This is a genomic window from Mesorhizobium sp. C416B (genome assembly GCF_030323165.1).
GTDB lineage: Bacteria > Pseudomonadota > Alphaproteobacteria > Rhizobiales > Rhizobiaceae > Mesorhizobium.
In genome coordinates this window covers 5,644,950-5,670,241 of the sequence record NZ_CP100471.1, presented here as the reverse complement: position 1 = coordinate 5,670,241, position 25,292 = coordinate 5,644,950, and the positions used below count along the sequence as shown (strand labels likewise).

Annotated in this window: 21 protein-coding genes; 10 read left to right on the top strand and 11 right to left on the bottom strand. The window is 59.9% G+C overall.

Annotation, left to right across the window (positions count from 1 at the left end; genetic code table 11):
* Positions 1 to 102: 102 nt before the first annotated feature.
* Positions 103 to 279: a hypothetical protein gene (locus NLY43_RS27560; protein WP_023712238.1), complete on the top strand. Its 177-nt coding sequence runs from the start codon at positions 103 to 105 to the stop codon at positions 277 to 279.
* Here NLY43_RS27560 and NLY43_RS27555 read toward each other — a convergent pair whose 3' ends face one another.
* From NLY43_RS27555 to NLY43_RS27535, 5 genes are all read right to left on the bottom strand, one after another.
* On the bottom strand, positions 280 to 843 hold the full coding sequence (locus NLY43_RS27555; protein WP_023667968.1) for a sigma-70 family RNA polymerase sigma factor: 564 nt from the start codon (positions 841 to 843) through the stop codon (positions 280 to 282).
* 625 nt (positions 844 to 1,468) lie between these two features.
* Positions 1,469 to 2,440: an amino acid ABC transporter permease gene (locus NLY43_RS27550; RefSeq protein WP_023712239.1), complete on the bottom strand. Its 972-nt coding sequence runs from the start codon at positions 2,438 to 2,440 to the stop codon at positions 1,469 to 1,471.
* A 19-nt stretch (positions 2,441 to 2,459) separates the two neighbouring features.
* Positions 2,460 to 3,740 (bottom strand): NAD(P)/FAD-dependent oxidoreductase, encoded by a 1,281-nt coding sequence (locus tag NLY43_RS27545; RefSeq protein WP_023667966.1) that lies wholly within the window; start codon positions 3,738 to 3,740, stop codon positions 2,460 to 2,462.
* Between the two features lie 144 nt (positions 3,741 to 3,884).
* Entirely contained in the window at positions 3,885 to 4,712 is an 828-nt protein-coding gene (locus NLY43_RS27540; protein WP_023736090.1) for a transporter substrate-binding domain-containing protein, read from the bottom strand.
* Between the two features lie 298 nt (positions 4,713 to 5,010).
* The gene (locus NLY43_RS27535) at positions 5,011 to 6,213 is read right to left on the bottom strand and encodes an MFS transporter (RefSeq protein WP_023712240.1); all 1,203 of its coding nucleotides are present in this window, start codon (positions 6,211 to 6,213) and stop codon (positions 5,011 to 5,013) included.
* Positions 6,214 to 6,389: 176 nt separating this feature from the next.
* Between NLY43_RS27535 and NLY43_RS27530 the strand changes: the two genes are divergently transcribed.
* The 4 genes from NLY43_RS27530 to NLY43_RS27515 all read left to right on the top strand — a co-directional run bounded on the left by NLY43_RS27530 (position 6,390) and on the right by NLY43_RS27515 (position 9,564).
* Positions 6,390 to 7,301 (top strand): LysR family transcriptional regulator, encoded by a 912-nt coding sequence (locus NLY43_RS27530; protein WP_031199539.1) that lies wholly within the window; start codon positions 6,390 to 6,392, stop codon positions 7,299 to 7,301.
* Between the two features lie 289 nt (positions 7,302 to 7,590).
* Positions 7,591 to 7,794: a hypothetical protein gene (locus NLY43_RS27525; protein WP_023667962.1), complete on the top strand. Its 204-nt coding sequence runs from the start codon at positions 7,591 to 7,593 to the stop codon at positions 7,792 to 7,794.
* 224 nt (positions 7,795 to 8,018) lie between these two features.
* Positions 8,019 to 8,273 carry a hypothetical protein gene (locus NLY43_RS27520; protein WP_023712242.1) on the top strand — a complete coding sequence of 85 codons (255 nt, stop codon included), beginning with the start codon at positions 8,019 to 8,021 and terminating at the stop codon, positions 8,271 to 8,273.
* A 316-nt stretch (positions 8,274 to 8,589) separates the two neighbouring features.
* Positions 8,590 to 9,564, top strand: a complete 975-nt coding sequence (locus NLY43_RS27515; protein ID WP_023712243.1) for a L,D-transpeptidase family protein — start codon at positions 8,590 to 8,592, stop codon at positions 9,562 to 9,564.
* 88 nt (positions 9,565 to 9,652) lie between these two features.
* Here NLY43_RS27515 and NLY43_RS27510 read toward each other — a convergent pair whose 3' ends face one another.
* The 5 genes from NLY43_RS27510 to NLY43_RS27490 all read right to left on the bottom strand — a co-directional run bounded on the left by NLY43_RS27510 (position 9,653) and on the right by NLY43_RS27490 (position 16,698).
* Positions 9,653 to 11,623: a CHASE2 domain-containing protein gene (locus tag NLY43_RS27510; protein ID WP_198025512.1), complete on the bottom strand. Its 1,971-nt coding sequence runs from the start codon at positions 11,621 to 11,623 to the stop codon at positions 9,653 to 9,655.
* Positions 11,624 to 11,713: 90 nt separating this feature from the next.
* Positions 11,714 to 12,538, bottom strand: a complete 825-nt coding sequence (locus tag NLY43_RS27505) for a FecR family protein (protein ID WP_023687780.1) — start codon at positions 12,536 to 12,538, stop codon at positions 11,714 to 11,716.
* Entirely contained in the window at positions 12,535 to 13,752 is a 1,218-nt protein-coding gene (locus NLY43_RS27500; protein WP_196814982.1) for a tetratricopeptide repeat protein, read from the bottom strand. Before NLY43_RS27500 ends, NLY43_RS27505 begins: the two co-directional genes overlap by 4 nt.
* Positions 13,753 to 14,291: 539 nt before the next feature.
* Entirely contained in the window at positions 14,292 to 15,479 is a 1,188-nt protein-coding gene (locus NLY43_RS27495) for a magnesium transporter (RefSeq protein ID WP_031199541.1), read from the bottom strand.
* 502 nt (positions 15,480 to 15,981) lie between these two features.
* The gene (locus NLY43_RS27490; RefSeq protein WP_023723497.1) at positions 15,982 to 16,698 is read right to left on the bottom strand and encodes a pentapeptide repeat-containing protein; all 717 of its coding nucleotides are present in this window, start codon (positions 16,696 to 16,698) and stop codon (positions 15,982 to 15,984) included.
* Positions 16,699 to 17,934: 1,236 nt separating this feature from the next.
* Here NLY43_RS27490 and NLY43_RS27485 point away from each other — a divergent pair.
* From NLY43_RS27485 to NLY43_RS27465, 5 genes are all read left to right on the top strand, one after another.
* On the top strand, positions 17,935 to 18,333 hold the full coding sequence (locus tag NLY43_RS27485; RefSeq protein ID WP_156935546.1) for a hypothetical protein: 399 nt from the start codon (positions 17,935 to 17,937) through the stop codon (positions 18,331 to 18,333).
* A gap of 251 nt (positions 18,334 to 18,584) precedes the next feature.
* The gene (locus NLY43_RS27480; protein ID WP_023681072.1) at positions 18,585 to 20,033 is read left to right on the top strand and encodes a TolC family protein; all 1,449 of its coding nucleotides are present in this window, start codon (positions 18,585 to 18,587) and stop codon (positions 20,031 to 20,033) included.
* A gap of 37 nt (positions 20,034 to 20,070) precedes the next feature.
* Entirely contained in the window at positions 20,071 to 22,203 is a 2,133-nt protein-coding gene (locus NLY43_RS27475; RefSeq protein ID WP_023691465.1) for a type I secretion system permease/ATPase, read from the top strand.
* 43 nt (positions 22,204 to 22,246) lie between these two features.
* Positions 22,247 to 23,536 carry an HlyD family type I secretion periplasmic adaptor subunit gene (locus NLY43_RS27470; RefSeq protein ID WP_023667951.1) on the top strand — a complete coding sequence of 430 codons (1,290 nt, stop codon included), beginning with the start codon at positions 22,247 to 22,249 and terminating at the stop codon, positions 23,534 to 23,536.
* On the top strand, positions 23,526 to 24,167 hold the full coding sequence (locus NLY43_RS27465; RefSeq protein ID WP_023712249.1) for a ribbon-helix-helix domain-containing protein: 642 nt from the start codon (positions 23,526 to 23,528) through the stop codon (positions 24,165 to 24,167). The genes NLY43_RS27470 and NLY43_RS27465 overlap by 11 nt, the downstream gene beginning before the upstream one ends.
* Before the next feature lie 85 nt (positions 24,168 to 24,252).
* On the opposite strand, the gene NLY43_RS27460 is transcribed toward NLY43_RS27465, so the two are convergent.
* A complete protein-coding gene (locus tag NLY43_RS27460; RefSeq protein WP_031199543.1) occupies positions 24,253 to 25,197 on the bottom strand; it encodes a transglutaminase-like cysteine peptidase in 945 nt (314 codons plus the stop codon).
* Positions 25,198 to 25,292 lie beyond the last annotated feature (95 nt).

The following is a 25,292-nucleotide window of genomic DNA, read 5'->3' as shown; positions in this document are numbered from 1 at the left end:
GTGCAAGGGCCGCCGGTGAGCCTCTCAGCGGCCGACAACGCCTTGTAGTGCCGAGCGCTCATCCACCAGACTTGGATCTAGGGATGCTATCAAGAGAACGTGATGTCTCATTCGAGCGACGATACCACGGATCTGCTTGTCGAGATGGCAGTGGATCGGGAGATTGCTTCCCTGCTGGCCGCCATAGAGCAGGAAAAGATACCAGACCGCCTATCCAAGCTGGCGATCGAATTGCAAAATGCTCTCGTCGGGAAGCATCGGCGAGACGTGAAGAGCTGATTATCTGCGGCTGTCGACCTCTATATCGAGCTGACCATCCGACAGCTGATTTCGCCTTTCTATCAATGTCTGCAACGAGCTCTCCCCGAGTAGCTCAAGGATGTTGGCGCGGGCACGGTTCAGCCGGCTCTTGACCGTCCCTACCGCGCAGCCGCAGATTTCGGCGGTTTCCTCGTAGCCCACTCCTAAAACGCCGATCAGCATCAGCACCTCGCGCTGATGTTCGGGCAGCTTTTGGATGGCGCCGTGAACTTCCTTGCTCTGAACGGTCCATTCCTGGGTAGCTTCCGAAATCGGTCTCGAAGACGCGCAGTCGAGAAGGCCTGGCGCTTCCCGTGCAGCGATCTTGATCCGCGTGTAGTAGGTGTTGCGCATGATGGTGAAGAGCCACGACTTCATGCGTGTACCGGGTTCGAACTTGTCGATGTTGGCGAGCCCTTTGGTCAACGTTTCCTGCACCAGATCGTCGGCATCGTCTGGAACGCGGCAGAAGGTGCGCGCGAAAGCCCGCAGGGCAGGTATCAGATCAACGATGGAAACGTCATTGGTTTGTTGGTCGGCCAAGAGATAGCCTCCGGATGACAATGGTCCAGCTCCCAGAAGAAAGAGTGAATGAACGAAGCCAGAGCTAAATGCATGGAAGTTTGGTTCGTTCCCGCCGTTGGAAACAACTCTTCGAAAATTCCACCGGGCGCGAACACGCCGACTACGGTCTTCCCCCAAACACGCCCACTTCAAAGGAACGAAACACCATGCCGAGCTTCATTCCCGGGAACCTCGCCGGTGCGTTTGGCTGTGCAGGGCATGGACCGAGTCGTGCGGCTGGTAACGCGCAAACCACTGCCTGACAAACCTATTGGCGAACCACGTGGCGAACTCGGCTACCATCGATACATAGCGATAATGGTTGGCCCGGAGGACATGTTAAAGTCGTTGATTTTATCGATTTGTCGGCGCGGGTGAAATCCAGCAATCGGTCGAAGTTGCCGGGCAGTCGGCCAACGACCATGCTCGTCCAGCACTTGCTCTATTCTGCCCTCCGATCGGGCTAAGCCGATGAAATACCGGGTTGATTCACCCTTGACGGCGTCGCCGAACGGCGTGCTGTGGCGTACAATCTGCAGCTGCTCTCCGAAGCTGGCTGTTGCGGTGCTGTGCAACTCGCTTTGGCGAAAATCACGGATGACGATCAGCGCTTGAGTGAGCGCCCGAACCGGTCCTCGATCCGCGACTGCAGGAACTCGAGCCCCATCGAGAGCAGCCAATAGATCATCGAGGCGGTGATGAGCATCTCGATGTGGCGGAACTCGGTCTGGCCCTGCGTGCGTGCGAGATACATGATCTCCCAGACCCCGACCACCGAGACCAGCGAAGAATCCTTCAGCATCGCAATGAACTGGTTGCCGGTTGGCGGCACGATGACCCGCATCGCCTGCGGCAGGATCACCAGGAACATCGTCTGGTTAGCGCTAAGGCCGAGTGCCGTAGCACCCTCGGTCTGGCCGCGCGAGATGCTTTCGATGCCGGCCCGGAAGATCTCGGTCATGTACGCGCCGTAGCAGAGCGACAGCGCCATGATACCGGCCGGCACGGCGCCGATCACATAGCCAATCTGCGGCAGGCCGAGATAGATGATGTAGATCTGCATCAGCAACGGCAAGCCACGAAACAGAGAGGTATAGAAGGTCGCCAAGCCATAGACCACGCCGTTGCGGGAAAGTTTGGCGATGGCGCCAACGAAGGCGATGAGGGTGGCAATGGCGATCGAAATGGCCGAAATGTAGAGGGTCGTCACCACACCCTTCGAGACGAGGAAGCCGATCTTCTTGGCGATGAACGCGAAGGACAAGTCGAAGGAATAGAAAAACAACATTAGCAACACGAACAGCTCTATCCAGACTGCCACAATCTGCTGTTTGCGGCTGAGATACCGCAGCGCGTTCCAGTTCGCCACCAAGATCAATGCGATCAGCACCGCCGAGACCGCCCGCCCGACGTCCGGGTTGGCGGCGAGCCACTCGACGGACCACGGAACGAGCTTGCCGAGCCAACTGGCTTTGATGCCGAGCCCATACAGGCCGGCGGCGATGGCGGCGAGCACGAAGAACACGCCAACGCGGCGCGCCGCGTCCGGGTGGTTGAGCAATAGTCGGCCGATCACGTCTTCGATCTCCCTGCGGTCAGCGGGCCCGCTCGCGCCACCAATCCTGCGCCTGCAGCTTCCAGTAGGTGAGTTGCGCAACCGCAAGTCCAGCCGGGCCGCCCGCCCAGGCAAGGCCGAAGGGTGTGAACAGCCGGTAGCGGTCCGATTGTCCCAGTATGGCTTCGGCGATCAACTTGCCGGCGATCGCCGTGGTGTTGATGCCATGGCCACCAAAAGCCGTGAGGTACCAGACGCCCGGCTGCAACGGGCCTATCTGGGGCATCATGTGCCGGGCATAAGACATGAGCCCGGACCAGGCGAGTTCGGTCTTGAGGTGTTCGAGCTGCGGATAAGTGGTGACCATCTCACGGCGCAATTGCCTCGCCAACACGCCCGATGAGGCTGCCCGGGTGGTGATGCGCCCTCCCCAGAGCAGCCGCCTGCCGTCTTCGACAACACGGTAATAATCGCCTGCGCGACGGTTATCGCCGACGGCGTCGGTCGTCGTAATCGACTTGGCGATGAGGTCAGGCGCCTCCTCGCTCACCATAACGTAAGTGGCGATCGGCAGGAATGCCCGCTGCAGCCGACCGACCAGTGGCCCCGTATATCCGCCGGTGGCAACTACGGCCTGGCGGGCGCGCACTTCGCCGCTGTCGGTACGCAAGATCTTTTCGGCGCCGTCAAGGTTGGCTTCAACGGCAGCCGTTCTCTCGTATATCCTGCCGCCCAGCCGCTCGATCTCGCCAGCAACGGCGCGCAGATAGTTAAGCGGATGCATGTGGAAGGCGCTGGGATCGCGCAGGCCTTGGTGGTAGCGATCCGAATGCAGCACCGCTCGCACCTGGTCGCGATCGAGATAGTCGAGCCGATAGTCGAAATCCCGCGCCAGTTGCTCGGCATATGCCTTGAGCGCGGCGCCACCATCGTGGCGAAGCACGCTCAATATACCGGAGCGCGGCTCTGCCGCCTTGATGTCGAGATCGCGGATCGTCTGCCGCACGAAGTCGACGCCTTCGATGGACAGGCGGTGCAGTTTTTGTGCCGCGTCGACGCCGGCCATCGCGGCGATGTTGTCGGTGCCGGTGGCGAAACCGGGATTGACGAAGCCGCCATTGCGACCGGAAGCGCCGAATCCTATCCGCTGCGCCTCAAGCACGACGACCTGCTGGCCGGCGCGAGCCAGCTGCAACGCCGTTGTCAGGCCGGCCAGTCCGCCGCCGACAACGACTGTCTCGCACTCGGAAACGCCGCTCAGCGGCGGTCTGATGGTGTTGTCGGCAAGCGTGCGTCGGTAATAGGTGTCAGGACATGTCATGATCAATATGATGAGGTGGCGGCACTAGAGCATTTTGCAGGCAGGCGGAGCCGCCCGGTGTCGTGGAAATGCGGCTGAAACAAAACAGATGGAGCGGGATGTTCAATTGAATGCATCCCGCTCAAGCTTTATCCACGACGCTCCTCAGTCGGCGCTGTAATCCTTGCCGTACCACTTGGTGGTCAGTTTCGCGAGGGTACCGTCCTTCTTCATCTCGTCGAGAATGCCGCCGATCTTGGCATTCCACTCGGCATCACCTTTTTCCGCGATCACCACCAGCGGCTCACGGAAGGCATAGCCGCCTTCCAGGACACGCAACGGGTAGCCGTTCTTTATCGCGTTCTGAGCCGTCTGTTCTGGTGCGATGACCGCGTTGAGGCGCACGCCGTCGCCAAGCCTCAAATCGTCGAACGGCAGCATTGAGTCGGCGAAAGTCCTGATCTCACCTGGCTCCAGCTTGTATTCGATGGGCGGCAGGCCGGGAGCATCGATCTCGAGTTGTCTGCGGATGAAATCCTCCGACGTGGTGGCGGTCTCGACGCCGATGATCTTACCGTTCAGGTCGGCGACCGATTTGGCCGGGCTGTCCTTGTGAACCACGTAAACGTAGGGGCTATAATAATAGATGCCTTCGAAATCGATCACCTTGGCCCGCGCTTTGGTCGGCGTCACCGAGCCGACACCCAGATCGTAGCGTCCCTGCCAATGGCCGCCCGTCATCGTCGCCCAGTCCGGCGTGTCGAAACTGACCTCCACACCGAGGCGCCTTGCGATCTCCTTCGAGACGTCGATATCGAAGCCGACCAACTGATTACTGTCGTCGAGGAAACTCTGCGGCGGCCAACCGCTGTTTGTGGCGACCACCATTGCCTTCTTCGAGGTAACCCGGTCGATGGTTTCACCCGCCGACGCCGCAGACGCGAACGCGAGCGTGGTAGTGGCCAAGGCCAGCCACGCGATCAATTTCCTCACTTGAACCTCCCTCTTCATCGTCATTCAGACATATGCTTCCCAGAGCGCGCTCCCGTAGAGAAACAGCAATTGAGAGCGCGGCATGAGATCGATCTCATATCAGCACACATATCGACGAGGGGATCAAGTCCTTTTTCAAGTAGCCAGTTGTCCTCCGGGGGCGCAAAGCATCGGCACCCGCACGGTGCGGCGGAACCGCGTTTGATGTGACGCGCGTGACTTTCAAGACAGAGGAACGAAGGTCTACTTCAACCTACACAGCATCATAGACAGATGGCGGCACAGGATGGCTTGCTGTCTACGAGTTTCCGATGTTCCGGTTAAGCATGGGTGCGCGGCACACCGGCAGCAGCACCAGCAGGATGATGGCGGAGTCGACCCAGAGGACCCTGTTCACGCCCATCGTGTCGACGATCTGACTGGTCGCTAGGGTACCCACGGAGATGGCAAGATTGAAAGTGAAGCAGTAGATGGCCGTCGCGGTCTCCGCGCTTTCTGGTGCTGCACTCAGCACCCACGTCTGCAGCGTGATGGGCGCCGCGCCATACGCGAAGCCCCACACCAGCAGCAGGATGGTTCCTGTGAGCGGCGTGACCCCGAGCAAAGGGAAGAGAGCCAGCGTGGCGCCGAGCCCAATGACGATGCAGGCCAATGTGCGACCGACGGATTTGGCGGCCCAGACGCCTGCGACGGCGTTGCCAATCATTCCGAGAATGCCATACCCCAACAGTAGCCAGCCTATGCTCCCTGCAGTGACGCCCGAGACCTCCAGCAACACCGGGCTCACGAAGGTGTAGGCACCGTAGTGAGCAGCCACCAGCAGTGCGGTCGCAACCACGCCCGCCAGAAGGGCGGGATTGCGCAATTGCGCACGCAGGGCTTTCACCTCCACAGGCTGCGCCGCCTCCAGCTTCGGAAGCACAAGCAGGGCGGCGAGCAGTATGGCAAAGCTCAGACCGGCGAGAGACCAGAACGCGCCGCGCCAGCCGACTAGATCACCGATGATCGTGCCGGCCGGCACGCCCAGCACCGCAGCGGCACTTACACCGCCGAAGACAATAGTCATGGCGCGCGGCACGGACGGTCCAGGAACAAGGCGTACTGCGATGCTCCCGGCTATCGCCCAAAAGCCACCGATGGTGATCCCGACGAGCAGCCTGGACGCGAGCAGAACGGGAAAGTTCGTTGCAAGCGCTGAAATCACGCTCGCCGCAGCCATTGCCGCGAGCAGGCCCGCCATCAGAATACGCCGGTCGAGCCTCCCCACTGCCAACGGCAAACCGATAGAAGCGAACGCCGCAATTACGCCGGGTATCGTCACCGTGAGACCGCCACTCCCAATAGAGACATTCAACTCGGAAGAAATTGCCGGAATCAGCCCCACAGGGAGTTGCTCCGCAGTGATCATCGAAAAAATACCCAGCGATACGGTGAGCACGGAGAGCCACATGCGAACAGTGGCTCCCTGTTTCTCCTGAAGGGCTGCTTTGGTCAGAGACATGATCACCTCCAGCCCGCAAGAAGGCACTCGACGCCGACGTTTCGGGCAAATGTTAGAGAGACGGATCGGGCAATTGATCCCGGCCTGGCTTCAGATAATCTGTCCACCGTGGATTGATAATGGAGGGAAATATGGATGGTGAATTCACGAAACGTGAATGAAAGAGGTGATTGCAGTTGGACCGGCTGACCAGCATGACCGTGTTTGCCAACGTCGTCGGTGAAGGCAGCTTCGCTGGAGCGGCCAAGCGGATGCGACTATCGCCAGCGGCCGTGAGCAAGCATGTCCAAATGCTGGAAGAGTGGCTTGGCGCACGCCTTCTCAACCGGACGACCCGGCGCATCAGCCTGACAGAGGTCGGCGCCTCCGTCTACGAGCGCAGTCTGCGCATAATCGAGGATGTCGAGGAAGTTCGTACGAGCGCGGCCGAGAGCAAGACACGTCCGACCGGCTCACTGCGTGTCAGCGCGCCGATCTCCTTCGGCGCGATGCACCTTGGGAGAGTCGTTGCAGAATATCTCGCGGTCTATCCGGAGGTGTCGGTTGAGTTGGTGTTGGACGACCGTGTGGTTGATATCGTGGAAGAGGGCTTGGATGTCGCGGTACGCATCGCTCCACTCACGGTTTCCAATCTGGTTGCTCGCCGAATCGCGCCCTCACGCGAGGTGGTCTGCGCTTCGCGCGACTATCTGGACAGACGCGGGCGTCCCACAAAGCCGTCGGATCTCCACGACCATGATTGTCTGGACTACGCGTTGCGCGCCAGCCGCGGAAAATGGCGGTTCGACGGACCAAAGGGGGAAGTGGCGGTAAAAATCACTGCACGGATGACGGCAACGAACGGGCAGCTCCTGCGCGATGCGGCGCTGGGTGGAGCAGGCATAGTACTTTGCCCCACTTTCCTTGTTGGAGAAGCCATTCGTTCGGGCCAGCTGGAGACAGTGATGCCCCAGTTCAAGCCGGTAAGCCGGTCGATATACGCGATGTACCCGTCAAGAAGGCATCTTTCCGCCAAAGTTCAAAGCTTCGTAACGCTTCTCGCCGCCCACTTTGGTGAGAACCCGCCTTGGGACAACTTTGGACCATGACGACTGGAATGTTGAGCCCAGAGGCCGCGCGCACTTGCACGGCCTTACTGTGCATGGGACCAGCACCCAGGGCCAAGGGGCGGTGCATATCGAGCCGTCCAGCACCTTTTCGAGACTGAAGCATCCGCTATTTGCCGACGGTCAGTCGCTGAGGCTCAATCCACCGCCCATCCTAAGCGCCGCCACAGCGCGAGTTGTAGCATCTGCGGTGTCTCTGGTTCTCTGCGGCCACCGGCGGAACGGGTTGTAAGCAGGCGCGTTCCTCCAGCGTCAAGCTTGGAGAACATACATGGATGACGAGCTGCGCCTGAAGTTACAAGAGCTGAGCCAAAGCATGCAAACGCGAGCGGCCGAACTTTCGACGCTCGGCGGCAGCGCAGACATAAGTACGGTGATGTCGGGGATCGCCGTCGCTCTGGAGGCGCTACTGGTGATTGCCGAAGAGATGAAAACGCCACGTTCCGGCCCTTCGGTCCTGCCCGACGCTACATGAACATCTCCGATCGTTTGGGAGAGGCTCCAGAGCGAGAGCGCCTACCGCTCACCAGCAAATCGCTCGCCGAGGAACTGGCTTTAATCCACATTCCGGGTTGGAGAGTGGAGAGCGCAATCTACTCAGTGGAGTACTCCAGGTGGGGTGAGCGTCGGCAGAAATGGATTTTGCACTCGACGATGCCTTTTGGGTAATCGAGGACGGCCTTAGGACGGAGGACCACGATGGCTTGGATGGCCGCAATTTGCCCTATCACAGATGAGCAGGCACTCGTTAATTCGGAGACAGTTGGCGACATCCGGGAGTTTCGCTGTCCGAGTTGCGGCGACTTCAAAATCACGAACTCGGCCACCGCGATGTTCAAAGGCCTGTCGGCAGAACAGAAGTTGGAGCGCTTCGAATACGCTAGGGCAATCGCGGGCGACAACGCGATCACAGTGACGACGGAACATGGATCTGTCGATACCGAAGATCAATAGAATACCCGCCCGACGAGCCGGGTTCCCAGCGCATCTCCTCATTGCTGCCCTGAGACCATTTGACTGCCGGTCCAGGTAATTGGGCAGTTTTGAAGGTAGAAGCTCACGTCAAGATGGCCAGACCATTTTTACACTGCCGATCTGCGCGGCCAGCAACGCCTCTCGTGAGGGGCAAGGCATGGGCATCGAACGTCGCGGACCGGTCGGCGGCGTAAGGCTGGTTGCCTATGATCCTCCTACCGGCGAATGGAACCAGATCTGCCACAGCGCGTCATAGAGACAGATCAGGTGCGATTTAACGTAAGGAGTGACATCGATGATCAGGCTCCTTCTCCTCCTCGCCATTGCACTCGCCTTCGCATGCGGCGGGACGGAGGCGGCCAAGCTGGATCTAGCCGCGGTAAATCAGGCGCAATTCTCCGCCGGCGGTCCGAAAGGGCTCGATCCTGCCGTGCTGAAGGCGCAAATTTTTTTGGATCGTGCGCGCTTCTCACCGGGGCTCATCGACGGCCGCCTTGGAGAGAACTTCGCCAAGGCGGTCAAGGCCTTCCAGGCGTCGAACGGACTGGCGCCAGATGGCAAGCTCACCCAGGCGACTTGGGACAAGCTGATGGCAACCTCCACCAGCCCAGCTCTGGTCACCTATGAACTGACCCGCAAAGATGTACGCGGCCCCTTCACCAAACGCATTCCGGGGCGCATGGAGAGGATGGCTCGCCTGAGAAGGCTTGGCTATCACGACTCGATCGAGAAGCTGGCGGAGCGCTTCCATGTGAGCGAACCATTGCTCAGGAGGCTAAACCCAGGCACCGGATTCAGGAAAGCTGGAACCACGCTGCTGGTACCAGATGTTGGCCGGGGTGAACCTCCCGCCACCATTGCCGGCGTGGAAGTCGACAAAGGCGCTCATCAGGTGCGCGTGCTCGACCCCTCCAATAAAGCGCTTGCCGTCTACCCTGCCTCGATCGGGAGCGACGAGAAGCCGGCACCAAGTGGGCAGGCAGAGATCCAAAGGGTGGTGCACAACCCGACCTATCACTACGATCCCGATTTTGCATTCAAGGGAGTCAAAACCAAGCGGCCCTTCACCATTGCTGCCGGCCCTAACAATCCCGTGGGATCAATCTGGATCGACCTCTCCATCGAAAGCTACGGCATTCACGGCACGCCCGAACCCGGCAAGATCGGGAAGACCTTCTCTCACGGCTGCATCAGGCTCACGAACTGGGATGCCGAGGACCTCGCCTCGATGGTCCAAAAACATATGAAGGTGACTTTCAAGGACGAGTGACGCAAGCCGTCGCATCCCTCGATGGTCGCCGAAACAAGATGTCCGTCTGTGCCCGTGACAATTGCATCTTGCGATCCGCTGGATCCGATCAGCGGATGCTCCGGGTTCGGGGTGTCAGGTCAAGCGGCGCCATTTGCACGGATGGCGGCGAACCAACCACCATGGCGGGGGCGCCAGATTTCTCACCACGTTGGCTCTCTACTTCGCGGCTCATACCTTGTTGAGCAGCTTGCATCTCCGGAACGGTGAAAACCGGCACCTCGCCCTTGAAACCCTGGAGCTCAAAGGCGCCCGCCTGGACGACCGGCATCGATGCTGCTGCCGCAAAGCCGGGTCCAAGCACCAGGGGGATGCCCAGCTTCTTGGTCGTCGATTCGAGCCGTGCCGCGCGGTTCACGGGGGAGCCGATCGCGGTGTAATCGAAGCGCCGTTCGGAGCCGAAATTGCCTACCGAGCAGATGCCGGTCTCGATGGCGACGCCGATTTCGATGGAGCGATGGCCATCCGCGGTGAAGGCGGCGTCTTCGCGCCTCACCCGCTCGATAAGGGCCAAGCCCGCGTCGAGCGCACGCTCACGATGATCGGGTTGATCTAGCGGTGCGTTCCAGAAGGCCAGCACCGCATCGCCCATGAACTTGTCGATGGTGCCGTCGCGCTTGAGGATCTCATCGGTCGCAATGCCGAGGAAATGGTTGACCACCTTGGCGATCTCTTGGGTGTCGAGCTGTTCGCTCATGGTCGTGAAGCCACGTATGTCGCTGATCAAAATTGTGATCTCGCGCTTCTCGCCGGACAGGATTGCCTCGGTGTCCGAGCTTGCGAGGCGCTGCACCACGGAGGGCGACAGATATTGGGAGAACTGTCGCGTCAGGGTGGACCGGCGCTGCTCGCTGCGCCTGTAGAGGACATAGCCTTCGAAGCCCGCAACCATGATGGTCGCAAGCGCCGGCTGCAGCGGGTCATAGAGTGCACCCTGCAGGCTGTACTCGAGAGCGCCGAACACGAACGGCGTGACGGCCAGCAGCGCCAGGGAGAGGGCGCCAAGCACGACACGCCCGGCGAGCACTCCGGAAATCCCGATGAAAACGACGGCACTGAGGAGAAACCAGAGCCGCTCGAGCATACGCGCGTGCGCTGGCTCTGCCAGGAAGCGCCCGGCAAGCATCTGGCCGATCGCATCGGCGTGGATCTCCGCTCCTGGTCGCGCTGGACTCGTCGGCGTGGGCAGGTACTGCGTCAGGCCCACAGCCGACAGGTCGACAATGGCGATGGCGTCCCGCAGCCGCGGATCGCCATGGCCCGAAAGGATAGTGCTGGCAGACAGGCGAGGCGTGTCGGTGGCGGTTTCCCAGAGGCGGATGCTCCCCTCCGGCTCGAGCGGCACAATGGCGCCTGCCATCCTGAGTGCGTCGAACCCGGCTGCATTCATCCGGGCTGTGTAACCGTCCTGTCCAGCGTAAAGGCGCAGGAGCTCGAGTGCGAAAGACGGCCACAGCTGCGCGCGCTGAGGGGTGTTGCGAAGCCAGAGCAGCGGCACATGGCGCAGTACGCCGTCGGGATCGGGCAAGGTGCGAATCACGCCTAGGCCTGCGGCGGCGTTCGAGAATTCGGCAAGCGACCCGGTAAGACCGGTGAAGCCGGGAAGTGTATCGGGTACTTGCCCGACGATCGACCAGCCGGCTTTGGGTTCTGCTTCTGAAACCGTCGCTTCATTGCCCAGGCTGACGGCAAGCGCCGTTCGATTTTTGGACAGCGCCGCTGCCAGGCGCTTGTCTCCGGCCATGCCCTCAGGCGAGGTGTCAGCCTCGGGGAGTACCAGCGCAAGCCCGACCACCGCCGCGCCGGATTGCGTGATGCCATTGACCAGATCGGCCAAGAGGCCACGGTTCCAGGGCCATCGCCCATGTGCCTTGAGGCTGGCGTCGTCTATCGAGACGATCACGACAGGATTGCTCGTCGCCTGACGTGGGGCGAGAAACTGATAGAAGTCATACGTCCGCTCACGCAGGCGCGACAACGGCCCGTCAAAAGCCAAATGGCAAGCGAGCAGCAGGAGCACGACCACAAGGCCGGATATTTTGCGTCTGCCGGCTTGCCGCCAATCAGCCCAGCGCCTACCGACCGAGTGGCTCATCTCGTGCAGCCAGGCCTAATCGCAGTTGTAGTAGTAGCAGCAACCCTCACCCTCACACTCGCCCCGCCGCCCCCCGCTGCCCGCAGGTGGCGTTGGGCTGTCAGGGAATTCCATGACCACTCCTGGCAGTGCGCCGTCCCTGGACCCGCAGACTTTGAGCGAGGAGCCTAGAGCCGACGCACAAATTGCGCTTACGTCCAACCCAGGACCCGGTGCGCCCGGCAGGCCGGTTCCCGCTATCCGGTCGATACTGTCCAAGATCGGGAAGGCGTCGATGCCGCCGTAGCCGGCCAGAAGCTTGCCATCGTCCGACGTGCAGGCGTAGCCCGGGTTCGTGATGACCAGCCGTTTGCCATTGATCGTGCAGGTCATGCGGCCGGCGCGCAATATGCCGACGGTCTGGCCGGCTGCCACCAGCACTTCGATGATGCCGCCTCTCGCTCCGAGCACCATGTGCGGCGTCGCAACCTGCATGACGCCCCCTTTCGAAACCTGGCCGCCATAAAAACGGGCCAGGCCGCTGTTCATCCCGATGTCGATCTTTCCCGACCCGGAGCCCGGATTGTAGACGAACTCATCGATCGTCAGGCTGGTGTTTGGACCAATTTTGGCGCTCGATTCATCCCGGAACACCAGCATTCCGAGACCGGTGGGATTGCTGCGCAACTGGTCGCCGAGTTCGACGCCGGCGCCAACGTTCATCGTCCCGCCGTTATTGCGGACGATGATGGTCTGGTAGGCCGTCATCGACCCGACCGTCTCAGCAGCGGATGGTGCCGCGAAGGCGAGGCAGGCGATAAAAATGACGATCTGATGATACCTCATCGCGGCCTCTTTCAATTGAGCGTCAACGTATAGCTCATGAGCATTTCGAACGATTTTCGGTCGCGGTTGGCGAGGGCGAAGTTGGTTTTGCGGTAGGCGAGATCGACGCTGATCTTCTGCGCTTCCGTCAGCTGAAAATCGCTTTCCGAGGCAATGCGCCAGAAGTCGCTCTTGATATTTGTGCCGATGCCGACGGACAGATCGGGAGTGTCGCTGTGGCCGGCCGATAAGGCGATCTGGTGCGACCATGCGAAAAAATCCGGTACGTTCATCAACAGGCCGCCATAGCGGACCTCGCCCGTATAGCTGCGGCTGATTTCGCCCGATCCGGAAGCGAAGTCATTCGAGCCTACAAAGCGCAAGCCGAGCGCCTGGCCATTGCGGAAGCGGTAGCTGCCGCCTGCCTCATAGAAGACCCTGCTATCCGCGAAAATGCCTTGCGAGGCGCTTAGATCGATGTAGCCGCCACCGGCGAAGAGCGTCGTCTCGACCGTCGGGCGAACGACGAAACGTCCACTGAGGCCGATACCGGTTTCGTAAATGTCGCTGTCGAAACGATCCGTAACGGTGAACGCGGAAAGCAGCAGGCGCAGCGAATCGATCCCGCTGTTGGGCAGTCCCTTGTCCCAGGTTACCGCTGCGTTGCCGTGGATAAAAGTCTTCTCGCCACCCGGAACCGACAGGTCTTCCGTGAAAAGACGCTCAGTCGCGGTCAACGACCCCGAAAGAACGAGCGCGTCGGCACTTGGCGTGCCGAGGTCCCACCGCACAAAACCTTCCGCCTGCCCGTAAGGCGAGACGAAGCTGTCGTCGTCCTGCGCCCCGCCTGGCTCAAAATCGGTGAATGCGCTGAATACGCCGCCGGTCAGGGCGAGTTCCCAGGTGACGCCACGCAACGCGCGCTCGATGCGGGCGAGCAGGCGAACAGCTTCCTGTTGCTCACTTGCGGTCAGACCTCCGACTTCGATGCCGTACTGCACCTGCCGCCGGGCCAATTCATAGGACCCGACATGATAATATAACCGGCTGGCCGCAAGCCGGGCGCGCGCATCGCGCGGGTATTGGATCAGATACTGCTCGATCGAGGAGATCGCCTGATCGTATTGCCCAGCGTTGACCGCAACCGTGACGAATTGGGCGAGCGTCCCATTGTCGGCCGGACTGGCGATGCGGGCCGCAAACGCATCGTCATAGGCCCCAAAAAGACCTTGTGCGCCGGCCGGCAACACGCCGGCACAAAGCAGCGCTGCGGCGACGCCGAAGATCGTTCGAAACGAAGATTGCATGCCGAGAACCCACCCCAAACCCGACTAGTGCGAGAGATTTAGCACGACTGCAAGAAAAAGGCGACTGAACGGTCGCCGGACTTATGCGAGTCCTCAGCAGCTGTTGCAGCTGCGCAACAAGATATCGGGTTTATTCCTATTTCGGATGCGCTGATTGTCAAAAACTCTTCTCGACATTGCTGCACGTGATTGAAGTATTTGGCCCAAGGCTTAACAAACTCAAATCTCATCAGTAGTGGATCGCACAGCCGACAAGATTAATATTGGGTGGGCGATTCTGCGTATCTGGTCACCAGGCTTCAAGGTCACCCACGGCTTCTCCAAAGGCCTTCCGTCGCGTTTCGCAAGAGGCCGGAGAGCTGCCGGAAGGTGCTTCTCACGAGGCGTGTGCGATTCGGCCCGGGTCTTGCAATTTCTTTGAACGCGAGGTCAGCTCATTGCCCGAACTCCCAGGGACGCGTCACCGCACGCAGCTTGCTAGTCTAGAGCACGAGCATGGTTGCCAGCCCCAGCATCAGGCCCATGCCTACAATATCGGTCACGGTGGTGAGGAAGATCGCCGAGGCGACCGCCGGATCGGCGCCTACCCGGCGCAGGCCCAACGGGATCAGCACGCCGGAGATGCCGGACATGAGGCACGATCCGGACATGGCAAGCAGGATCACAAGTGCCAGCATCGGCGCCTGCGCCGCCGACGCCGGTTGCCTCGAGGCATAGAACCACATCGCCGCAGCCGCAACAACGCCGACGAGCGCGCCGTTGGCGGCCGCGAGCGCGCCCTCTCTCATCACCAAGTGCAGCTTCGGTCGTTTGTCCACATCCCCCAGGGCAAGGCCGCGCAGCGTCATAGCCAGTGCCTGGCAGCCGGTGTTTCCGCTCTGCCCGGCCAAGACTGGGAGAAACGCCGCCAGGGCGACGATCTTCTCGATCGTGCCTGTGAACGAACTGACCACGAATGCGGCCATGAAGGCCGTCAGGAGATTCAACTGCAGCCACGGATGGCGCTTCAGGAAGGCTGAAAACAGCGGCGTAAAAGAGCGCTCCTCCTTCTGGAGGCCGACCATCTGGCCAGACTGGGCGGAAATCTCGATGATTTGCTGCTCGAACAAGCGCCAGCCGCGAACCTGCCCGAGCAGCCGGTTCTCCGCATCCACCACCGGATAGACAGGATAGTGACGCCGTACCGCCGCCTTGCATGCGTTACTCAAAGAGAGACCGACATCAAGAGCGAACGGCCTGGGCAGCATGATGTGATCGACAACCGCGTCCGGTTCGCTCAGCATCAGATCGCGCAGGACCGCCAGGCCAACCAGTTTATTACCCTCGTCCGTGACGTAGAGATAAGTGAGCTCGGTCGGCACTTGGGCGCCTCTGACGGCTTCCACCGCGGCAGCAACCGTCGTCCCGACAGGAACGCTGGCGGGGATCGGGTCCATCACCTCGACGAGCGACTCGGGGATCGCGAAACCCATGTCACCATCATGAGAGCTGATGGGCCGCAGATGCTGTGGCAAATGCTCGGCCACCTTACGGGCGTGCCCGTCAGGCAACAGCTTTAGTGTGTCGCGGATGAACTCGGGAGACTCTCTAGCGAGCAATTCAGCTGCGTCATCAGGTGCTCGAGCACGCAGCGTGCGCACCAACTTCTGAACGCCGGTCTCTTCGTTCATATGATATGGCCCCCCAATTGAAAGTGAAAAAGTTGTGAAGTATCGGATCGCACCGGGGCGGAAATACGACAGCTTCTTCCGGCCCCAGCAGTCCGCTTTGTGGTTGTCGCAAGCGCCGCCTGCACACTCCTAGCTTGAGAAGGCAAAGCAGACGTCTACATTTTGGGCGTGCCTTCGGTCAGGTCAGCATGGGAGTGTCCGCGCTACTTCCCTCGCTTTTCAATCTTTAGATTTGGGAGGTCGGGTCGCTTGGATACCACACCGGCCTCCTTCAAGGCTGTGTATCCAACCTTTTTGAGGAGCTTCTCTGTTTTGGCGCGCTCCTTGTCCAGAGCGGTACTACCTTTGACCTTGGGCATCCGTCCTCCATTTGGTCGTTGTCGTTCGCCGGTAAATGAGATTGCCGGAAATGTCCCGCAGTGTCGTGCTTTGACCCCCGGCCGAGGACTGAATTGAGGCGCTTTGCCGCCCGGCAGCCTTTGGCGGGAAGCGGACGGGCGGGCTATTCCTGCTGGAATTGACAGGGCCAATTTTCTGGCCTCGTCATGCCAGAAGGCAACTCGGTCCGGGCGTCTCCGCAAGCCATGTTGAGCTGCCACTGGGACAGACCCGCCGAGTTGGACAGATCGAGGCCCTCGATACGGGTCAGAAAGAAAAAAGCGCCCTCAAAGTCTATCGGTGCGGTGAACTTCGCTCCTCGGAAGTCCGCCCGCGCGAGATTGGCAAACGAAAAGTGGCTGCCGCTGATATCGGCGTCATGGAACTGCGCACGCCCCAATTCCGCCTTTGTGAAGTCAACATTGACCAGATTGGCGTCCTGGAAATTCGAGCGCTGCACTTCCGCGCCCGTAAACACGGCGCCCTGCGCGTCCATATGGCTGAAGTCGGTCCTGTACGCCTCGATTTTGTCGAACCGGGCGCCTTTGGCGGTCGAGCCGGCCAGGGAAGCGCGCACAAGCGTTGCCTTCTCAAAATTTGCAGAAAGGAGATTGCTGTTCCTGAGGTCGGTCGAAGTGAAATCAACACCGAACAGGTTTGCCCCGCTCAGGTCCTGTCCTTCTAGGATGAGAAGCTTTTTGTCACACTCCTGCCAATTGACGCCAGGCGTCGCGGCTGCGTAGCAATCTTGAGCGGCGGTGGCGTTTTGCCAAGCCAATACAGTGCAAACCGCCAGAACCAAGCCGGATCCGCCGTAAGCTCTGGTTCGTCTCCAAGTCATTGTTGCTGGACCCCTCTGCTACTCGTCGACAATCAGCCTTACCACATCTGCTGACACTCGAGCCACGGTAACGACCGCCGTCACAGTTGCGCATCAACGATCCGCCGATAGCCAGCAGCAGCTTGCGGAACTCATCGAGAGGTGGGGAAAGGCTTTGACGGCAGAGCGCTTTTTCGCGGATGCGCATGAGCGCCTCAAGTGCACGAACGAGGAGCGTGAGCAGCGCCTGGAGGAGCGTCTGACGCTCGCGAAGGAAATGACGGGGAGCGTAGATCCGTTGGATTTCATAGAAAACCTGGATATCCCCCGGCCAGAGACACCATCCAAAGTTCGGTGGTGACCCTCCCAGCGCCGGCGGGGCGGAGAGCGACAGCTGAAGCGTGAGGCCGTGACAACCATGGTGACTGTCAACGAGCGCCTTCCCGTGGTTTGAGCCATCGGTCGTGTGAACCCATCCTGTTGCACGCCGTAGCCGCCGATTGCCGCACGAATCGCTGGAAGTCTTTCGAAGCTGAAATTCTTGGGTTACGTGTGACAGGTGGCATCCCCAGAAGGTGAATCGACGAACGGACTGACGACTATGTCGATCCAAAGGCACATACTTTCGGGAAACCGCTCAATTCACAAAACAAAGAGTTCGGCTTAAGCCGTGAGTTATTGGTGGGCCCGGAGGGCGAACGGAAATTGTTGATTTTGCTGAATTTTTGGTGGGCCAAAATCTGAAAGGTTCCCGTATCATTCCGTATGCTCCCGCGACCCCCAAACTGCCGACCATAGCTGACCTCGTTTTGCAAACGTTGGGAGACAGGTCCAGAACGGCGGAAATGGGGGCGGTTGCAGATCGGCAGCTGTGGCAACAGCGCGCGACCAGCTGACGGTCTAGCGCCTCGATACGGCCGATGAGACTTGGGAAGTAACAAACAAGCGGCAGCTTGCAGGCAGTTGTAATCGGTGGAATGGATTTACGAGTCGAGGCGCCGGACCAGGACGGGCTCACTTGCCTCGAAGTTCAGCCTGTTGGAATGGCGCGGAGGGAACGAGTAGTGGTATCTAACGAGCCGGCGGCCCCTCGATGTTTGACCGCTCGTCCTGCAACTCTCGTATGTCGTCCCGCAAAGTGGTGGCGCTACCGACCTCTTCGTTCCGCATTGTTTAAACAGCGTATGAATCGTTACAGTCAAATTTTTTTCTGAGCTGCGAAAGGCCGACACTAGAACCGTCAAAAAAATTACGCTTTTGATTTTAACGGAAAATCGCCACAAGAAATATTTTGAGGTTTCACCAGCTATCGGGATCAATCGAGGGATTTTTGGACCTTGCGGCATTCGATGGCCTACCGAACCGCCTCAAAAAGTACCGTCACCTCTTCAGTTGACCCAGTCGTTGATCGGCCGTCATACGAGCCCCTATTCTGGCACGCTGGCCAGTGAAGCAGTCGTCGGCGTTTATTCGCCGGCTCAGGGATTTATGCCCACGCTTCAGGTCGAAGAAAGGCCGGGGTGTCCGTTCCAGGCTCTTGGCAAACGGGCTAAGATTATCCTGCCGATTGTAGCCGCCAACCAAGATGTTGTCGGTCACCTCGCTGAAAAAGTACACCCAGAAATAGTCAAGCCATCAGGAGAAAATAGGTCATAAGGGGGCCTTGCGGTCCTCCTTCCCGGAGCGGTTTCGCTTGCCTGTTCAAACTCGGAAGGCTGTTACCCAAAAACCGCAGTGGGTATTTTATGTGCCATTTTTGCGACATTCTATAGAATTTTGCTTGAATTTAGCGTTTTAGCGGTCACTAAATCAATAAATGCTCCCATATTTTGCAAATTTGTGAACAATCACGGTTGAGTTGTAACGCCTGGCAATAATGGCGCAGGGGAACGTTGGGGTGGGGTGAAATGAATACGACATCTATGTCGGCGATAGGCAAGCGCCTCGGCCTGCTGACGACGGTCGCCATATTGAGTTGTGGGAATGCTCACGCGCTCACTCTCCAGGAGGCGATGGCGGTTGCGGTGGAGTCCAACCCCGAAATTGGCCAGGCGATCGAAAACCGCGAAGCAATCGAATTCGAGCTACGCCAAGCGAAGGGACTTTATCTTCCCAGCGTCGATGTCGAGGCGTCGGCGGGGGTTCGTCGTCTCGACAATTCCTCCCGGCGTTCGCTGTCCATAGAGGATGACGCGCTCTATCCGGCGGAAGCCGACGTCGTTGTCACGCAGACGCTTTATGACAGCGGCGCAAGGCGGGCGGAACTGAACCGTCAGGCGTCGCGGGTCGACGGCGCATCGTTCCGGGTGCTGGAACGGTCTGAATTCATTGGACTGTCTGTCGTCCAGGACTATCTCGAATACATGCTGCAGGCTTCGATCGTTTCGGAAGCGAAGAAGAATCTGGGCTTTCACCAGGCAATCCTCGGCGATATCCGGCAAGGTATTGCAGGCGGCGCGTTGAACGAGGCTGATCGCCAGCAGGCCGAGGAGCGGCTGTTCGCTGCCAAGGCACGTATGCAGGAGGCGACCGAAGAACTGGAGGCTTCCAAGATACGGTTCTTCAAGACGGTCGGTAAGCCGCTGACCAACGCGTCAAGGCCAGGCGATGTCTCGAGCGCGCTGCCAAGGTCGCTCGACGACGCGCTAGGGCTGGCGCGACAGAACAATCCGCGCGTCCACATGGCCAACAGCGATATCGACGCCGCCGCCTCCCTGGTGGATGCGGCGCGGGCGAAATTCGGGCCCTCCGTCATCGCCGAAGGCCGCGCCCGCGGCGGCTATGACATCGACGGCGACGATGGCGACGCTAGCGACCTGCAGGCGCGGCTGGTGCTGCGCTGGAACCTCTATCGCGGCGGCATCGACAAAGCCAACGAGCAAGAGCAGGTCCGCCGCACCAGCGAGCAGCGCCTTGTGCTGCACCAGGTTCTGCGCGAGATCGAGGAAGCCGTCCGTACGTCATGGGATCGCCGCTTCCGGCAGGCCGATCTGGCAAAGACATTGAAGCTTCAGGCTGCCGCCAACGAAAGGCTGGTGGCGTCCTATCGCGAGCAGTTCAAGGTCGGACAGCGCTCGCTGCTCGACGTGCTCGACGCGCAGAACACGCGGTTCAACACAGCTACGCTTGCCGACACCGCATCCTACGCGTCGCTTTTCGCGCAGTACCGGCTGCTGGCGGCAACCGGGCAGTTGCTGAAGACCATGAATCTTCAGCCGGCAAAACAGGCCACCGCCTATGCCAAGGCCGAGTTCAATGCGCCTGAAACGGCCGACACCGAAACCTATGCGCGCACGCCGTCGGAGCAGACGAACGATCTGCCTTTCGACATCCTCGCACCGGTAAGAAAGAAGTAGGAAGGTCAAGGACGAACGATAGTCCTGCGGGCCAATCGTGAACCCACAACCCAAAATCCTCTCCCCAAAAGAGGCGTTCAAGGCCTGCTTCTCCGCTGTTGCCGGGTACCTCGGCAGGCCGAGTTCCGAGACCGTGCTGTTTGCCGGCGTGCCGCTGTCAGACACCCGCATCGATATCGACGCCATCCGGCATCTTGCCGAACGCATCGGTCTTGAAATCACGGAATTCAGCCATCGCGACTTTCTTCGCGGACGCATCGACCTTCCCGCCATTCTGTTTCGCGTCAGCCAGTTGCCGGTTGCGCTGCTTGCCCAGACCGAGGACGGTGGATTTACGACCGCTCCCCAGGAAGACGGGCGCACCACAATTAGCAAATCCGAGTTTTCCGGAAGTTATATTAGTGGCGGCGTTTCCTTCTCGATAACCTATGCCAACGCAGTAGAGGCGATGAGCGTCGGTTCGGCGGCCAAGATCGAGCGGCGACATTGGCTGACCGGCACGATGGGGCCGTTCTGGCGCACCTATTCGAAGGTCATCCTGTCGGCGGTATTCATCAATCTGCTGGCTCTTGCCTCACCGATCTTCACCATGAACGTCTACGACAGGATCTTGCCGAACAAGGCGATATCGACCCTCTGGGTGCTGTCGATCGGGATCGGCGCGGTCATTCTGTTCGACCTGCTCTTGAAGACCGCCAGAGCGTCACTGATCGACTATGCCGGGCGCAAGGCCGATCTTCGCATCTCCTATATGCTTTTCGAGAAGGTGCTGAATTCGTCCTTGTCGGCAAGGCCCGGCTCAACCGGCGAATATGCAAATCGGGTGACCCAGTACGAGTTCGTGCGTGAGTTTTTCACGTCGAACACCATCAGCGTCTTCATCGACACAGCTTTCGTCTTCGTCTTTCTTCTTGTCATCTATGCGATAGGCGGTTGGCTGGTCGTCATACCGGCCATTGCCTTTGTCGCCTCGGTGATCGTCGGGCTGATCACGCAACGGCGCATCGGCAAACGCGTTGCCGCTTCCATGAACGAGGCTTCGCAGCGCCAGGCCCTGCTGGTGGAATCCATCTCCACGCTGGAAACGATCAAATCGCTGCGGGCAGAGGCGTACCTTCTGCGAAAATGGGCGGAGCATTCCAAGAACGCATCCAACACGTCCGAGAAGATCAAACAGCTTTCGGCTGCCGCCGGCAACATAACGCAAGCCATCCAGCAGATGGTCACCGTCGCTTTGATCGTGGCCGGCGCCTATGCCTTTTCGGAAGGGCATGTCTCGACCGGCGCCATCATCGGCACCGTCATGCTGGCGGGCCGGGCGGTGGCCCCGCTTGGGCAGATTGCGATCACCTTGTCCAGACTTCGCCAGGCGATGCTGTCCCTGCGAATGGTGAATTCGATCATGGCGCAGCCTGAGGATCGGCCGGACACGGTTGGTTTCGTCAACCGCCCCATTCGCAACGGTGCAATGGCATTCAGGAATGTCGGCTTTGTCTACCCGGGTTCCGAAAACGAAGTGCTGACCGGCCTGAATTTCTCGGTGAAGCCCGGTGAGCGGATTGGCATCATCGGCCGCATAGGCTCGGGAAAGACGACCATGGGGAGGCTGATCGGCAGGCTTTTCCTGCCGACCTCCGGCGAGCTGCTGCTGGACGGGATCGACATCCGCCAATACCACCCATCGGAGGTTCGCGCCGCGGTCGGGATCGTCGCGCAAGCCAACGATCTGTTTTCGGGCACCATCAAGGAAAATCTCCTTATGGCGTGCCCGGAGGCGACCGATGAGCAGATCGTCGAGGCGGCCAAGGCTGCCGGCGTCGACGACTTCGTCTCCCGCCATCCGCGAGGCTACGACATGAATGTCGGCGAGCGCGGCACCAATCTCTCGGGCGGTCAGAGGCAGACAATGGCAATTGCCCGCCTGTTGCTGACCAAACCGAAAATCGTGTTCCTGGACGAGCCGTCCGGCTCGATGGATCTGGCTTCCGAGCGCCAGCTGATCAAGCAGCTCAAAGTGGCTTTCGATCGCAACACGACGCTGATCGTTTCGACGCACCGCTTCAGCATGCTCGAGCTGGCCGACCGCCTCATTGTCATCGAGCAGGGCAAGATCGTTGCCGATGGACCGAAAGACCAAGTGATACAAGCGCTTCAGAAAACAAGCGCCTGACGAACAGAATTATGCGTGAATACAGCACGTTGGGACGTGGTAAATGCTAGCCAGGGAAGACCGTCCGCCGCTTTTTGCGTCGGCTTCGATATTCATTATCGGAGCGCTTTTTGCGAGTTCGGTAGCCTGGGCATCCTTCGCCGAGGTCGATGAAATCGCACGCGGCGACGGCAAGATCATACCGGCGTCGAAGACCCAGATCATCCAGGCCAGCGAGCCGGGCGTGGTTCAGGAAATCGCCGTGACGATCGGTCAGGTCGTCAAGAAGAATGACCTCATCATTCGTCTCGACAACACCTTCAACACTTCCAGCCTTGGCGAGCAGCAGGCCAAGGCGCGGGCGCTGCAGACGCGCATTGCACGGCTCCAATTCGAACAGACCGGCAGCCTCGAGGGCGCGTTTCCCTGTCCGTCCGAGATCCAGAAGGTGGCGCCGGAAATCTGCGACAACGAGCAGAAGCTGCTAATCGCGCGGCGCGACAACTTCGAAGTCAAACTGTCGGTTCTAAAGTCGCGGCTCGATCAGCGTGAGAAGGAACTCGACGAAGCCAACGCCAATGCCGATCGCCTCACCAAGAACCTGGCCGTCAGCGACCAGGAGGCGAAGCTGGTCGAAGCGATGGTCAAGAAAGGCCTGATGGCGCGAACCGAGCAGCTCCGCGTCGAGCGCGAGCAGACCGAGCTCAATGGTCAGCTGACGCTTGCCGGAGAGACCATCAAGAAAGCCAGGTCTGCCATCACGGAAGCCAAGCTTCAGGTCGACGAACTTGGCCTGCAGCTGCAACAGGAAGCGCTCAGCGATCTGACGCAGGCGCTGGCCGATCTCTCGGTGGTGGACGAGACGATACGCGGTGCCACCGACAAGGTGGCGCGTACCGATATCCGTTCGCCTGTCGATGGTATCGTCAACACGCTTGACATCAACACGGTCGGCGCCTTCGTCCAGCCCGGCGCGGTCGTCGCGGGTATCGTGCCGACGTCCGAGACCCTGCTGGTCGAAGCCCGGGTCTCACCGCGGGACGTCGCCTTCATCCGGCCGGGCCAGGATGCCCTGATCAAGGTGACCGCCTATGACTTCTCGATCTTCGGCGGCATCGAAGGCAAGGTGTCGAACATCACTGCCGACAGCCTTGTCGACCAGAAGACCGGCGAACCGTACTATCAGGTGCGTGTCGCCACCGACAAATCGACCCTGACACGCGACGGCAAGACCTATTCGATCATCCCCGGCATGATCTGTTCGGTCGACATCAAGACCGGACGCAAAACGATTCTCACCTACCTTCTGAAACCAATCAACAAGGCGCGGGAGGAGGCAATGAGTGAGCGATAGTGCGATCTCCCGCCCGGTCGATCGCGACCGGCTGCTGCCACCGCTGGCGAGTGAGGATTTCGGTCTCGAGTTCCGGGTTGTGGCGCGTGGCGGCACGCGCCGCGGCATTCGTCTGGAGAGGGCGTTCTGGACTTCGCTGAAGCAGATGGCGGAAAGCCGCAAATGCACGATCGGCACACTGATCGAGGAAATTGCAGAGAGCCACGCCAACGCCGGAAACCTGACATCGGCAATCCGCGTAGCCTGCATGCGTGGACTGGCCGACCAGAACGTCACCTTGCAGAGGCTCGCGTCGATCAAGACCATCAACGCCATTCTCGTCGCCTGTCCCTCGCCGGCCTTTGCCCTGGCATCGTCGAAGAAGATCCTGACCTTCAATGCGCCGTTCCAGCAACTGGTGCGCCGGCAATTGCCGGTGGCGCCGAACGAGGACGCGCGCCAGGATCTCAAGCTGGCGCTGGACCTCAATGTCGCCGACATATTCGCCAGGCTCGACGCCAATGGCGAGACGCCGGTCGCGACCGGTTTCGTCATAGGCGCCGGCGACCGCCGCTACCGCGGTCAACTGAGCGCGGTGCGGGCGCCGGTGGTCGAGCCGGAACTGCTGATGGCGTTCGTCTTCGGCGGCTAGAGCAATTCCGGGAAAAATGTGAGCGGTTTCCGTCGAAAATTGCGTCAAACAAGAGATAGAGCGCTCAAGACTCTCTGACGGAAGCTTACGGCTGCACACCTTCACCAGGCGCGACCGTCGAAAGGCCGCCCTTGATATCGGCTATTTGAGCAGAACCGGTCTTCGCGCCATGGATCCACGCGCGATCCGTGCTGAACGAATAGAGCGGTACGTAGGTCGGCAGGTCTGTGTCGCGCGAAACGACGTTGCTCAGGCTGTCGAGAATGAAGACGCCGCTGCCGGTGCTGACCGATAGCACGGCATGAAAGAAACCGCGCTTGCGATCCTGCAAGACGACCAGCGACATGCTCTGCGCCGGGATGCCTGCATGCAGCAGCGCGGCCATTTTGAGGATGGCGAAATCCTCGCAGTCCCCTGCCCGCCGCTCAAGGATTTCCCGGGGCTTGGCCCAGTAGTCGAGCTTGCCGTAAACCACGCTGTCCTTCTTGTAGGCGATGGCGCGATTTATACTTGAGTTGACGAAGGACAACTTGTCGATGAAGCGCTTGTTCCCGGCTGCCTTGACTATCTCGGCAAAGGCGCTGTTCTTGCGTTCGCACGCGCTGCTCGCGGTACAGTCGACAATTGCCTTGTAGACCGGCGCCCAGCGCGCCGAAACCGGGAAATTGCGCATCGACAGGGCAACAGAACCGAACACGCCGGGAATGATCGCCGCCGTCTGAATCAGGTCGATCCCGGCGGCGGGCGGCGCTATCGAAGAACCACGCTTTTCATCAACGGCAACAGGACCATAGCTGCTGATAATCATGCCGATCCGGTAGGCTGAAACCGGCTGCCATGGCTGCGGCCGAGCCAGCGAAACGCCGCCGAGACTGGACGGGGTTTCGACCGCCGCCAGAACTCCAGCGGCAGCGCCGGCATTCACGGCAATTGCTTTCGCGGATGATGGCTGCGGCAGGCTTGCGATCGCCATTGCCAGCAGGAGGAGACTGAGCCCGGTTATTCCCAGGGCAGATTTTTCTTTTTTCATGACGCCCACCTCTTGACTGTGGACGGTACCAATCTTGTCTCAAATTACTGGAAAGGAAGGTGGATAAGTTTCCTTCAATCGGGAATATCTATTTT